General features: G+C 52.8%; 10 protein-coding genes, 1 tRNA gene and 1 rRNA gene. 1 reads left to right on the top strand and 11 read right to left on the bottom strand.

All coding sequences use genetic code 11. From position 1 onward, the window contains the following. Positions 1-42 precede the first annotated feature (42 nt). Positions 43-1872 (bottom strand): ribosomal protection-like ABC-F family protein, encoded by a 1830-nt coding sequence (gene abc-f / locus ACTQ52_RS06450; protein WP_441982115.1) that lies wholly within the window; start codon positions 1870-1872, stop codon positions 43-45. A gap of 97 nt (positions 1873-1969) precedes the next feature. Between abc-f and ACTQ52_RS06455 the strand changes: the two genes are divergently transcribed. Next, a tRNA-Val gene (locus tag ACTQ52_RS06455) sits at positions 1970-2042 on the top strand. Between the two features lie 175 nt (positions 2043-2217). On the opposite strand, the gene ACTQ52_RS06460 is transcribed toward ACTQ52_RS06455, so the two are convergent. From ACTQ52_RS06460 to ACTQ52_RS06505, 10 genes are all read right to left on the bottom strand, one after another. After that, complete coding sequence (locus tag ACTQ52_RS06460; RefSeq protein ID WP_441982116.1) at positions 2218-3618, bottom strand: serine hydrolase domain-containing protein; 1401 nt, start codon at positions 3616-3618, stop codon at positions 2218-2220. Next, positions 3615-4700 (bottom strand): mandelate racemase/muconate lactonizing enzyme family protein, encoded by a 1086-nt coding sequence (locus ACTQ52_RS06465; protein WP_441226207.1) that lies wholly within the window; start codon positions 4698-4700, stop codon positions 3615-3617. Before ACTQ52_RS06465 ends, ACTQ52_RS06460 begins: the two co-directional genes overlap by 4 nt. 19 nt (positions 4701-4719) lie before the next feature. Continuing rightward, positions 4720-5754, bottom strand: a complete 1035-nt coding sequence (locus ACTQ52_RS06470; protein ID WP_441982117.1) for an ABC transporter ATP-binding protein — start codon at positions 5752-5754, stop codon at positions 4720-4722. After that, positions 5754-6740 carry an ABC transporter ATP-binding protein gene (locus ACTQ52_RS06475; protein ID WP_441226209.1) on the bottom strand — a complete coding sequence of 329 codons (987 nt, stop codon included), beginning with the start codon at positions 6738-6740 and terminating at the stop codon, positions 5754-5756. Before ACTQ52_RS06475 ends, ACTQ52_RS06470 begins: the two co-directional genes overlap by 1 nt. A 12-nt stretch (positions 6741-6752) precedes the next feature. Next, positions 6753-7670 (bottom strand): ABC transporter permease, encoded by a 918-nt coding sequence (locus ACTQ52_RS06480; RefSeq protein ID WP_410042341.1) that lies wholly within the window; start codon positions 7668-7670, stop codon positions 6753-6755. 3 nt (positions 7671-7673) lie between these two features. Then, entirely contained in the window at positions 7674-8606 is a 933-nt protein-coding gene (locus tag ACTQ52_RS06485; RefSeq protein WP_441226210.1) for an ABC transporter permease, read from the bottom strand. A gap of 147 nt (positions 8607-8753) precedes the next feature. Further along, positions 8754-10370, bottom strand: a complete 1617-nt coding sequence (locus ACTQ52_RS06490) for an ABC transporter substrate-binding protein (protein WP_441982118.1) — start codon at positions 10368-10370, stop codon at positions 8754-8756. Positions 10371-10727: 357 nt separating this feature from the next. After that, positions 10728-12524: an oligoendopeptidase F gene (gene pepF, locus ACTQ52_RS06495; protein ID WP_441982119.1), complete on the bottom strand. Its 1797-nt coding sequence runs from the start codon at positions 12522-12524 to the stop codon at positions 10728-10730. 126 nt (positions 12525-12650) lie between these two features. Next, complete coding sequence (locus ACTQ52_RS06500; RefSeq protein WP_441982120.1) at positions 12651-13553, bottom strand: LysR family transcriptional regulator; 903 nt, start codon at positions 13551-13553, stop codon at positions 12651-12653. A 236-nt stretch (positions 13554-13789) separates the two neighbouring features. Beyond that, positions 13790-13886 (bottom strand): 23S ribosomal RNA (locus tag ACTQ52_RS06505); the annotation flags it as partial.

Genomic DNA, 13886 nt, shown 5'->3' on the forward strand with positions numbered 1-13886 from the left:
GACGATGGCATCGGCCATCGTCTCCTGTTTTATTTCATGTATTTAATTCCCCGGTTCCTGCTGCTTCAGCTCTTCCAGCTGTTCCGAGATGGTCTCCCAGTTTTCATAGAGATCCCCGAGGCGGGCATCATTTTTCTCATGCTCCTTATGAAGCTCCATGAGGCGTCCGACGTCGGCAGCGATGTCCGGATTCATATAGTCATCGTCCAGCTCCTCGTTGCGGGCCTCGAGCTTCTGAATCTCTTCTTCCGTCGACTTCAGATCGCGCTGCAGCTTCTGAAGATTCTTCTTATACTCCTTCTGCAGCTCCCAGTCGGTCTTCTGCTCCGACTTGATTTCAGGATTCGGTACCGCGGAGGTACGTGGCTTCTGGCTGTTTGCATTGACATCCAGTACAGAGCCACCGTACTTCCGGACATCCTCCTTCTTCTCGAGGTAGTAATCGTAGTCGCCGATGTAGTTATCGAAGCGGTTCTCGAAGAGCTCGAGGATACGGGTCGCGGTCTTGTTGATGAAGTACCGGTCGTGGGACACGTAGAGCACGGTGCCCTCGTAGTTCCGGATCGCGTCCTCCAGCACCTCACGGCCCTGGATATCCAGATGGTTCGTCGGCTCATCGAGGATGAGGAAGTTCGCGTTACTGAGCATCAGCTTCGCGAGAGATACACGGCCCTGCTCGCCGCCGGAGAGATCGCCGATGCGCTTATATACGTCGTCTCCACGGAAGAGGAAGGCTGCCAGAACGTTCCGCACCTTCGTATCGTTCAGGTACGGATAGTCGTCCTGAATCTCGTCAAAGATGGTCTTCTCCATATGGAGCACGGCATGCTCCTGATCGTAGTAACCGATCTCGACATTCGTACCGAGTTTGAAGCTGCCGGTCGACGCCGGCTCCTGCTCGTTCAGAATCTTGAGGAGCGTGGTCTTACCGGTACCGTTCGCACCGATCACCGCAACATGCTCACCCCGCTTGATTTCGAAGGAAATGTTCGAGAACAGCGTCTTCTCGCCGAAGGACTTACTGAGCTCCTTCACGGACAGCACATCGTTTCCAGACTGGAGATGCGGGGTCAATGCTAACCGCATCTCATTATCGAGCTCCTCCGGCTTATCGAGAAGCTCCACCTTTGCGAGAGCCTTCTCACGGGACTCCGCGCGCTTGATGGACTTCTCGCGGTTAAACTGCTTCAGCTTATCGATGACCGCCTGCTGGTGCGCGATGTCCGCCTGCTGATTATAGTAGGCCTTCAGCTCCGCATCCCGGATCTGTTTTTTCTTCTCGGCATACTCGGAGTAGTTGCCGCGGTACATGCGGGCTCTTCCGTTATCGAGGTCGATAATCTTCGTCACGACATGATCGAGGAAGTACCGGTCATGGGAGACGAGCAGAACCGCACCGTCGTAGCGCTTCAGCACCTTTTCAAGCCACTGAATCGACTCGATATCGAGGTGGTTCGTCGGCTCATCGAGGATGAGCAGGTCCGGCTTCGTGAGGAGGATCTCCTCGAGGCGCTTCCGGGTCTTCTGACCTCCGGACAGGGTATCGAAATCATCACCGAAGGCCTCGATCTCCTGTTTCATCGCGAGGGCCTTCGCATCCGTGAAATCCGTCGGGATATCTTCTTCTGCCCCCGGCATATCGGCGTGCTGCTGCGCGAGATAACCGATTTTCTTTCCCTTCGAAAGAGCGATTACCGTCTCGGAGTCATCCGGCTCCTCCTCGCCCAGAATACACTTAATAAGCGTCGTCTTGCCGGATCCATTGATCCCGACAATCGCCGCTTTTTCCTTGTCCTCGATATGAAAGGTGACGCCCTTTAAAATCTGTTTTCCAACGTATGTCTTATTAAGGTTTGCAATATTTAAAATCATAGTGAAGGTATTATACCGTATCGCGCATAAAAAAACCAGCAATCGACTACGGAACTGCTTGTTTTTTGATTTCAGCGTGCTAAAATCATGTTTGTTTGGAGGGTTAGCTCAGCTGGTAGAGCATTTGCATCACACGCAAGGGGTCGCAGGTTCGAGTCCTGTACTCTCCATCCGGTCGGGAATGATTTCATTCCCGGCTTTTTTCATGCGCTGATTTTCATTTACGACATTTTTACGACACTTGCAAAAACAGACCGTCAACCAGCGATGCGCTTTTGCATTTCTCACGAAATAACAAAGGCACACGTTCACTGGGAACGCGTGCCTCCGTTAAACTCTTATAATTTACATCTTCGGGAAGATACGGCTGCCGTAATGTGCGGCATAGACATGACCTTCCTCATCACGGATGGCGGTCAGGTAGATATCTGCATACTTCTTTCGTACCATACCCTGCCATGCATATACCGACTGAAGCTCTGTCGGCTTTCCATTCATCGTCATGGATAAGCTGCCGTTTTCTGCCTTCAGACTGAACGCGTCACCCTCACCGGATACATACTCACCGGCAAGCTCTGCGACTTCTTCTTCCGTCCAGCTACGCTCCGCATGCTCCGGAAGCGGTTCTTCTGCATCGAGGCCGAAGTATACGCGCATCGCTGCATCGGCGATCGCTGCTACGGAAACATCCATCGTGTTGCAAAGCACCACGACGCCGACATTTTCCTGCGGGCAGAAGGAGAAGTTCGAGGAAACACCTGGAAGACTTCCACCATGCTCCACGATCGTGCGATCCTCCACCTGCTTGCACTCGAGTCCATAGCCGTAGTACACGCCCGGCTTCATGAACTGACGCGGCTTCACCATCTCCTGGATCGAATAGCGGTCGATGATACGCGTTCCGTCTGCGGCTGCACCCTCATTCAGGTACATCGTCGCATACTTCAGCATATCTCCGAGCGTAGACTTCATGCCTCCACCGCCATGCAGAACGAAGGCATCATTCTGATAATCTCGGTCCGCTCTCCAGCCATCCTTCTCCAGCGAGTACAGGGTCGCTGCATTTTCATCGAGGGTATTGCGGATGAAGCTGATGTTACTGCGCGTCATACCAAGCGGCTTCAGGATCTTCTGATCGAGGTACTCTGCGAAGGAGCCATAGCCTCCGTGACGACGCACGATATCGGACAGTAAGCCGAAACCGTCGTTACAGTAGCTGAGGCGCTGTCCCGGACGTCCGGTGAACTGCGTCTGTGCATCCAGGCGCTCGGCTACGCGCCGTACGCCCTCCTCGGCGAAATCGTCGCGATAGATCAGCTCATTCTCGAGGGAGTCCTCGATCTGCATCTCCTGCGCCGTCTTATCGATGACGATACGCGGCAGCGGGAAGAAGCCACCGCTGTGGCACATAAGGTGCCACAGCTTGACCGGTGCGCTCTGATTCTTGTTGGTGAATTCCGGAACATACTTCGAAACCGGATCATCGACAGATAAAAGTCCGTCCATCTGCATCTGCATGATGGAAAGTGCGGTGAAGGACTTCGTCACCGAGGCCATACCGAAAATCGTATCCCTGTTGATCGGAAGCTTCTTTTCTTCATCACGATAGCCGAAGTACTGCTCATACTGGATCTTTCCGTCTGAATCGACGATCCCGACCGCGATACCGCGTGCCTGCCCGTCCTTCATCACCTCATGAACCAGCGCTTCGAGCTGCTTTCGGCCGTTTTCTGTCATTCGATTCATGAAAGCATCTCCTTATGAAGGCCTGTGATTCCGAGACCAGGCTCAGAAGAAAGCACGAGATGACAGGTATCCTTCACCGCAAGTCCTCCCTCGAACGGAAGCTGCTTCAGTGAGAAGGTTGCATCGAGATCTGCACGCGTGATGTTCTTCAGTGCCGCACCGAGGGCAGCAGAAGCGTTGATGGCGATACCACTCTCCTCTGTCATGCAGCCGAGCATCACTTCGACACCGGCTGCCTGGGCGATGGCATTGATCTTCTTCGCCTCATAGAGGCCACCGCACTTCATGAGCTTGATGTTGATGAAATCCACGGCACGCTCGGAAACGAGGCGGAGTGCATCCTTCGAATCCCAGCAGCTCTCGTCGGCCATGATCGGTACGGAGCTGTTTGCAGTGACATACTTCAGTCCATCGAAATCGAAGCGCGGAACCGGCTGCTCTACGAGCTCGATATCGTACTCGTCAAGACGACGGATCAGCTCGACCGCCTCCTTCGCCTTCCATCCCTGGTTTGCATCGAGACGGATCTTCACATCATCACCGACCGCCTCACGAATCGCACGTACTCTCGCAAGGTCACTTGCGAAATCTGTGCCGACCTTGGTCTTGATGGTATCGAAACCGGCTTCCACATGTGCCTTCGCCTGTGCGGCCATCACCTCTGGCTCGTCGATGCCGACGGTCATATCCGTGACGATTTCATCGGAATAACCACCGAGTACCTTATAGAGCGGCATACCGGCACACTTACCGATAATATCATGACATGCCAGATCGATGGCAGCCTTCGCCGTGCCGGCATGGGCTACCGCACGATTCATCACGGTATAGATCGCCTCGATATCACATGGATCCATGCCGATCAGATCCGCCTTCAGCTTCTCGATCGTCGCAACCGTACCCGCCAGATTCTCACCGGTGATTAGTGGTCCCGGAGATCCCTCTCCATATCCGAGGATTCCGGCGTCGGTCTCGATCTCGACGAGACAGCTCTCAGCATGGGTGATCAGCCCCAGTGCGATGCGGAACGGCCGTACCAGCGGAACCTGCATCTTGTAGGTTCTGATGTTCGTGATTTTCATACTATTACCCTTCCTTTCTTCATAAAATCTCTTTATTTTCTTCAGACTTCTCAGCCTGAGCACATGCGCCGCCACAGAAGTGGCATGCACATAAGTGTCCATTTCCGATATCTCTCAGCTCCGGCTTCTGCTCTGCACAGATGTCCTGTGCCATGAAGCAGCGTGTATGGAACACACAGCCAGATGGTGGATTCGCCGGGCTCGGAAGATCGCCCTGAAGCAGAATCTTCTTTCGTTTCGCATGGCGGTCCGGTACCGGAATCGCCGACAGCAGAGCCTGTGTATATGGGTGAGAAGGATTGTCAAACAGCTCCTTCTTATCCGCGAGCTCCACGACATGACCGAGATACATAACCATCACACGATCCGAGATGTGCTTGATGACACTCAGATTATGAGAGATAAAGATGTAGGCCATGCCCATCGATTCCTGCAGCTCACGAAGCAGGTTCAGTACCTGTGACTGAATCGATACATCGAGCGCGGAAACCGGCTCATCACACACCACCAGAGACGGGTTCAGCACGATCGCACGGGCGATGCCGATACGCTGACGCTGACCACCTGAAAACTCGTGTGGATAACGATTGTAGTACTTCGTATTCAGACCGACGACTTCCATCACCTTCAGCACGTGTGCTCTGATTTCTGCCTCAGTCTTATAACGCTTCTGAATCTTCAGCGGCTCTGCGATGACTTCACCGACCGTCATACGCGGGTTCAGTGATGCATACGGATCCTGGAAGATGATCTGCATCTCTGAACGCAGCTTTCGAAGCTCTGCACCGCTGGCCTTCGAAAAATCTGTTCCTCTATAGATGATATCACCGGACGTCGGTTCAATCAATCGAAGGACGGAGCGTCCCATCGTGGACTTGCCACAGCCGGACTCACCGACCACGCCCAGTGTTTCCTTCGCATTCAGCGTAAAGGATACGCCATCCACCGCCTTGATCCAGGCCTTATCCTTCTGGAAAAAGGACGACTTTCCCGGGAACAGCTTACGCAGATTCCGTACCTCCAGAAGCGGCGTCTTCTCATTTACTTCACTCATCAGACGTTCTCCTCCCACTCCTTCGTATATTTGAAGCAACGTACCTTACGACCTTCTACATCCACGAGTTCCGGCATCTTACAGCGACAGATCTCGCGTGCCTCCGGACATCTCGGACAGAAGGCGCAGCCCGCCGGCATATCGTCGAAGCTTGGGACCATACCCTTGATGACACTCAGCTCCTTCGTGTCATCGTCATCGAGCTTCGGAATACACTTCATCAGGCCATCGGTATACGGATGCATCGGCTGATCGAAGATCTGGTCACAGCTTGCCTTCTCGACCACCTGGCCGGCGTACATAACCATGACATCATCCGCCACTTCGGCGATGACACCGAGATCATGGGTGATCATCATAACCGAGGTACCGGTCTTCTCCTTCAGCTCATTGATCAGATCGAGGATCTGCGCCTGGATCGTCACATCGAGGGCCGTGGTCGGCTCGTCACAGATCAGGAGCTCCGGATTACAGCACAGTGCCATCGCGATCATCACACGCTGACGCATACCACCGGAAAGCTGATGCGGGTACTCGTCGAAGCGACGCTCTGCGAGCGGGATCTTCACGAGCTTCAGCATCTCGATCGCACGCTCCTTCGCTTCCTTCTTCGTCATGTTTTCATGCAGAAGAAGTGCCTCGATGAGCTGCTGTCCGATGGTAAACACCGGATTCAGGGAGGTCATCGGCTCCTGGAAAATCATCGCGATCTTCTTGCCGCGGATCTTACGCATCTCATCCTCGGACATCTTTACGATATCTTTTCCCTCGAGGAGGATCTCGCCGCCCTCGATCTGCCCCGGCTTCTCGATCAGTCGCATGATGGAAAGAGAAGTCATACTCTTTCCACAGCCGGACTCACCTACGATACCCAGCGTTTTTCCTTTCTCCACATCGAAGGAAACATCATTGACCGCTTTTACGAGGCCGGCCTCGGTATGAAAGTAGGTTTTCAGATTCTTTACCTGTAAAATTTTATCTGCCATCTCTCATGCCTCCTATCCACGTAACTTCGGGTCCAGTGCATCTCTCAGACCATCGCCGAAAATGTTAAATGCAATCACCGTGATCATGATCGCAACACCCGGCATGATGCTGTATACCGGACGGTAGCTGATGAAGGTCTGTGCGGCACTGATCATGTTGCCCCAGGATGGGGTCGGTGGCTGGATACCGATACCGAGGAAGCTCAGGGATGCCTCATACATGATGGCATTCGGGATACCCAGGGTGACCAGGACGATGATCGTGGAGAGACAGTTCGGAACCAGTCCCTTCATGATGATCCAGTAGGTCGATGCGCCACAGGCGCGGCTCGCCTCGATATACTCCTTTTCCTTCAGCTGCATAACCGATGCACGAATCATACGTGCAGTACGTACCCAGGTGAGCAGTCCGAGCGCGATGAAGAGGTTCAGCACGCCCTTGCCCATGAAGGTCATGATGGCCATCGCGAAGATCAGATCCGGGAAGGCCTGGAAGATCTCCATCACACGGGAAATCACATTGTCGAGCCATCCACCATAGTAACCGGCGAGGGATCCGAGTGCGATGCCGACGATCGATGCGACGATCTGTGCGACGATACCGATACTGATGGAGACTCTGGAACCATAGAGGATACGTGAGAGAATATCACGACCGTACTCATCGGTTCCGAAAAGATGCGCTTTACATGGCTCTCCGAGTACCGCGTTATAATCCTGATAGTTCGGATCATACGGTGAGATCAGTGGGGCCAGAATCGCGATCAGGATAAGAATCAGTAAGAGACCGGCGCAGAACATCGCCATCTTATTCTTCTTTAAGCGGTGCAGCGCATCCCCGTAGAAGCTGGAGTACTGCATGCCGCCCTCGGTGATGTCCTGTTCGAACTGCTTCTGTTTATTAAAAAATCCAAATACTTTTTTTGCCATCGCTTAAGCCGCTCCTTTCCCATAACGGATACGTGGGTCCAGAAATGCATAGGAGAGATCGACGATCAGATTGACGATGACGAACACAAATGCAATATACATTACTGTACCTTCCAGGAGAGGCAGATCACGGTTCGACATTGCATCGACCGCGAGCTTTCCGATGCCCGGAATGGAGAATACCTTTTCAATCAGCATAGATCCGGTCAGCATATAACCGAAATCCGTTCCGACGAGTGTTACGATCGGAATCATCGCATTTTTCAGCGCATGCTTCATAACGACGGACCAGCGGCTGACACCCTTCGCCTTCGCGGTACGGATATAATCCTGTCCCATCACCTCGAGCATACTGGTTCTCGTAATTCTCGCCATACTTCCCGCGTAACGTGCACCCAGCGCGATACTCGGAAGGATGTACGACGCCGGCGTATCGAAGCCGGAAATCGGGAGAAGGTTGAGCTTTAAGCCGAAGGCGATCTGTAAGATGATCGCTACCCAGAAGGCCGGTGCCGAGACACCGATCATCGCCAGTACCATAACGACGGTGTCGATGCCCTTGCCTCTCTGTACGGCTGCGAAAATGCCACACGGAATACCGATGATGGCAGCAAAAACGAAGGACATGCAGGCGAGCTTCGCGGTCACCTTGAAGCTGCGGATGAGTGCATCGGTTACTGCTTCCTTCGTAAAGTAGGACGTTCCGAAATCCAGATGAATCGCGCCCTTGATAAAATTCAGATACTGCACATGATACGGCAGATCCAGACCGAGCTGGCTGCGTACCTTGGCGATTGTTTCAGGATCGGCACGTTTTTCAAGCATCAGGGCTACCGGATCGCCCGGTACGACCTGAAGAAGAATAAACGTGATCAAGCTGATGCCGAACAGTACGAAGACTGTCTGCAGCAGACGTTTTCCCGTATAAGAAACCATGCTTTTTCTCCTAAATATAAGAGAAAAGAGGGACTGTAGACATTCACAGCCCCCTGTTCTCTGAAAAATGTAATTCACTTTCATGGACTTCGATCATCGTTCCAGCATGTTCTGCGGAAGTTTCATCGAAGTGCGATCAACGTTTCATTACTGAATATCTGCGTTCTTCCAGAACATACGGAAGGTGAAATCCATCTGGAATCCAGTGATCTTCGAGTTTAATAAGTAGAACTTCGTCTCGTTATACAGCGGTGTCGTCGCCCAGTCTTCTCTGGTCATGATGTGCTCTGCCTTCGCATAGATCTCCTGACGCTTTGCATCATCGGTCGTTGCGATACCATCCTCGAGGAGCTGATCGAACTCAGCGTTGTGCCAGAAGCTGGAGTTGGTATCGGTCTTTGTCATCGGATAGAGCATGCTCTCCGGGTCAGTATAATCTACATACCAGTTACTAATACCACAGTCTACACCACCGTTCTTCTTCATGTCAGACCATGCCGCAGAGTCCACCTGCTCTACCTCTACACGGATGCCGGCCGGCTTCGCCTGCTGCTGAAATGCAGTGGCGATGGCTACATTGCCCGCATACTTCGTATTTACAGTTACGCGAAGATCGATGCCATCCGGATAACCAGCCTCCGCCAGAAGCTCCTTCGCCTTTTCCGGGTTATACTCGAACTCTGGAAGGCTGTCATCGTGACCGAGGATACCGGACGGGATGTAGGAGGTCGGTACCGTTGCTGTGCCATGCAGAATGCTGTCACAGATTGACTTACGATCGACACTGAGTGCGATCGCTTCTCTTACCTTCGGATCCGGGAAGGTCTTTGAGTTTAAGGTCAGGCTATAGTTACCAATCGGCTGGAAGCCGTGCATCTCATCCTTCAGCTCCGGATTGCTGGAGTATACCGGATAGATGGACGGGTCAACATCTACGTAGTCAACATTGCCCTTCTGGAACTCGAGTACCTGTGTATTTACATCCTCGATGAACTTATAATCCACACCAGACAGCTTCGCAACATCACCATGATAATCATCAAAACGTGAAAGAGTAACACCAACACCAGTCTGGTAGCTGTCCAGCTTGAATGGACCGGTACCGATCAGGGTGCTCATACCCCAGTTATCTCCGGCAGCCTCACAGGCAGCCTCTGGATAAATAGCACAGTACGCAGTTGACAGAACAGAAAGGAACGGTGCATATGGCTTGCTAAGCTTAATGGTAAAATGTGTATCGTCCTGTACCTGAATACCGGAGAGTTCATCAGCCTCACCATTACTGAATGCCTCATAGCCCTCGACATTCTCGAGCAGTGTCGCCATCTTCGCCATTTTAACCAGACGCTCGTAGGAATACTTTACATCCGATGCCTTCAGTGTGGTTCCATCATGGAACTTCACATCCGGAAGCAGCTCGAAGCTGTAGGTCAAGTTGTCATCGGAAATCGTCGGCATCGCAGTCAGCAGTGTCGGCTCGAGACCCTCTTTCGAGGTCGTCAGCAGCGACTCCATCACGTTATCCGTGATCTTCATGACGATACTGTACGTATACTGCTGTGGGTCGAGTGCGACCTGTGGATCTACCGTCGCCACACGTACAACCTTATCGCCCGTAGCAGTGGCAGCTGCCGCTGTTTCTGTACCTGCAGAGGCAGGGTTGCTGGATGGAGCTGTGCCTGCGGAATCCTTTGATCCGCCACATGCAACGAGAGATGCTGCCAGCACACAGCTCAGGAATAATCCTGCTAGTGTTTTTTTCATTTCTGTTTCCTTCTTTCTTTACCCCTATTCGCTTTCATATGATGTGCAAAGTCGTTAACCACATGTAAACGCTTTAAACCACCACCACATAAAAGCTTTAAACTATTCTATCCATCGACGCATAGTTATGCAAGCATTATTTGACATGATTTTTAGAAATAATAAAACTTTTTCAGTACTGGTTATGATGAAATTGCGTTAAAAAACCGCTGAACACTTCCGTCTCCTCATCCGTGTTCAGCGGTACTGCCTGTTTTATCCTATTCCCGATTTTATGATCGCTGCCTCTGTCCATCGACCACACAGGTCCCGAGAGCACAGCTTAACATCTTCGCGAGACGCAGCTCGCTTCGCCGCTCACTCCGCGATCAGCTTCTCCGCCGCATCCAGCACTTCTTCAAACTTCCGAAGCGCGGCCTCCACCGGTGCCGGGCTCGTGAAATCCACCCCGGCATGGCGGAGCTCCTCGAGCGGATCCATCGAACCACCGAGCGACAGGAACGCGAGGTAGCGCTTTCTCGCCGCTTCTCCCTCGTGCAGCAGCGCGTCAGAAATCGCCACCGCAGCAGAGTAGCTCGTCGCATATTTATAAACATAAAACGGCGAATAGAAGTGCGGAATCCGTGCCCACTCGTACTGTACCTCCTCGTCGATCACGAGCTCCGGTCCGAAATACTGCGCGATCAGCTCGCGATAGAGCTTACTGAGCGAGGACGCGTGGAGCGCCTCCCCTCGCGCGGCCATCTCATGCGCTCGGTTCTCAAACTCAGCAAACATCGTCTGCCGGTACACCGTCCCCTTGAAGCCCTCGAGGTACTGATTCAACAGCGCCATCTTCTCCTGGTCATCACCGCTCTGCGAGAGGAGATCTTCCACCAGGAGGTTTTCATTGACCGTCGATGCCACCTCGGCGACGAAGATGGTATAGTCGGCACTCTGCTGCGGCTGGTGGTGGTTCGAGAGGTAGCTGTGCATGGAGTGGCCCATCTCATGCGCGATCGTCGACACCGCGTCGAGCGTCCCGGTGAAATTCGTGAGGATGTACGGCTTCGAGCGGTAGGTGCTGTTCGAGTACGCGCCACCTTCCTTGCCCCGGTTCGGATATACATCGATCCAATGCTCCCGAAATCCACGCTGGACCGTCGCGCGATAGTCGTCGCCGAGCGGACGAATCGCGTCCAGGATCATCGACTGCGCCTCTTCATAGCTGTAGCTGCGCTGCACACCTGCAGAGAGCGGCGCATAGAGATCATAGTAGTGAAGCTCGGATACCCCGAGAATTTTCTTTCGAAGGGCCACATAGCGATACATGAGCGGCATCCACTTATGTACCGCCGCGATGAGATGGTCGCAAACCGTGGTCGGAACGCCTTCTCCGAAAGCATACATCGCCTGCGCAGACTCGTAGTGCCGCATCCCCGCCTCGGCGATATCCGCCTTTACCTGGCCGGCATACGCCGCTGCAAATGTATGGATGTGATTCTTGTAGCTCTTGTAGAAGCTACGAAACGCATTCTCACGAAGGGTTCGATCCTGGGAGGTCTCCAGCAGGATGAAGTTCGAACCGTTCAGCTCATGCTCCTCGCCTGCACTGTCCTTCACCGCATCGAAGAGAAGGTCCGCGTCCTGCAGATTATCCGCTACGTTCTTCGGCACCGCCATCACTTCACCGAGCCCTGCCAGCAGCTTCTCCTCCGCTGCGCTCAGGGTATGCGGCTTCTGGCGAAGCAGCTTCACCATCTGATAGTGATACGGCTTCAGCACTTCTGCCTCTGTAAAAGCCCGGAGTGTCTCCTCCGGCAGCGACAGTATCTCCGGTTCTGCGAAGCTCAGCGCAGTCTCCGCCTGCACATACTTCGCATACGCGCGGCTGTACATACTCTGTGCCGCCTCCTGCCGCGTGTCCTCACTCTTCCGCATAAACGCATACGAAAAAACATCCGACAGCTGACCGCCGAGCTCGGTACTCGCATCGAAGTAGGCGCGGATCGCCTCCGCCGTCGTCAGCGTTCCCTCGAACGCCGCCGTTTTCGTGATGCACTCATCGAGTCCCTGAAGCGCCGTCTCCCATGCCGCATCATCCGTATATAAGCTTGACAGATCCCACTGATATGCCGGATCCATGTCTTTCCGTTCCTTTAAAGCTTCTGCCATATTACCTTCCTTTCTGCAGCCACGATGCTGCATCGCCTTTCTTCCATATAGGAGTATCACCGTTCATGCTGAAAACGATGAAAGCACTTAGCTGTACCAGATTCATCGCTACCAGTACATGCCCGTCTACACATCCTCCCCTGCCAGCCACAGCTTGAGCAGTCGTATCACCTCGTCCGTCAGGCGTGCCGTCTCCTGTCCGGCATTCCGATTCGTCACCGCGATGGCGACACGTTCTGGAACATCCGGGGCCAACGCATACATATGTAAATCGTCATTTCCCCGCCGTTCTTCAATCAGCGTCTGTGCAACCGATTCCGGCAAAATCGTCCAGTCCTTTTCATCGGTCAAAAAGTCGATGGCGACATGCGCGAGATTCACACGTGCCTTTTCGTTGCCCGGATGGATCCAGTAGTTATGCCAGCGATTGAAGTCCTGCGAGAAAATATGATACACCTCATGAGCCGGATCCAGCATTTTCATATGAACTTTTTCACCCTCTCGACGTTCCTTCTTCTCGTGCGTCACAAGCACATAGCTTTCTCTGAAAAGTTCATGCTTCTTGAGTTCAGCGAAGGGAACGATATTATTCGTGATGCCGATGTCGATCTGACGGTCCCGCACCATCTCACTGATCGGAATGGAGTCCGACATCATCAGTGTGATCCCCGAATCGCGGAACTCCTCGACCAGGCGGCGAAAAAACGGCTTCAGTTTATAGGACATGATGCTGTCCGGCACGGATATCCGAAGACGGTTCTTCTTCGAGTGCTGGCCGAGCTGCAGCATATCCTTCTCCATGCGGAGAAGCTGAGCTGAGAGCGGCACCAGCTGTTCACCAGCGGGTGTCAAGGCGATGTTTTCGACGCCACGGTTTCGTATCACCAGGCGGGTATCCATCTCCTCCTCCAGCATCTGGAGCCGGCGGCTCACCGTCGACTGCGTCATATTGAGACTTTTCGCCGCAGCACTGATATTCTTCAGCCGCGCGATTTCGAGGTAGATTTTCAGATTATCTGTATCCATCATGTACTCCTCATATATACAGGAATCGTATATAGTCGCTTCAATAATAGCACATTTTGCATAAATCGAAACAAAAAAAGAACCATGGAAAACTCCATGGTTCTGAACATTCACTGAATACTGCTCATATGTTTATTCTGTAGATAAAACATCAAACCTACCAGCACATCTACTGTCGTAGATGCCGCATACTCGTGAATGTGGATGTAAATCTCCACGCTTCATTCGTCTTGCGCACATTGGATAAGCCCTCGACCTATTAGTAACTATCACCTGAATGCTTTGCAGCACTTACAGCTTAGCCCTATCAACCTTGTAGTCTTCAAGGGGTCTTAC

It is taken from the genome of Oribacterium sp. Sow4_G1_1, from assembly GCF_052116105.1.
In the GTDB taxonomy this organism is placed as follows: Bacteria; Bacillota; Clostridia; order Lachnospirales; family Lachnospiraceae; genus Oribacterium.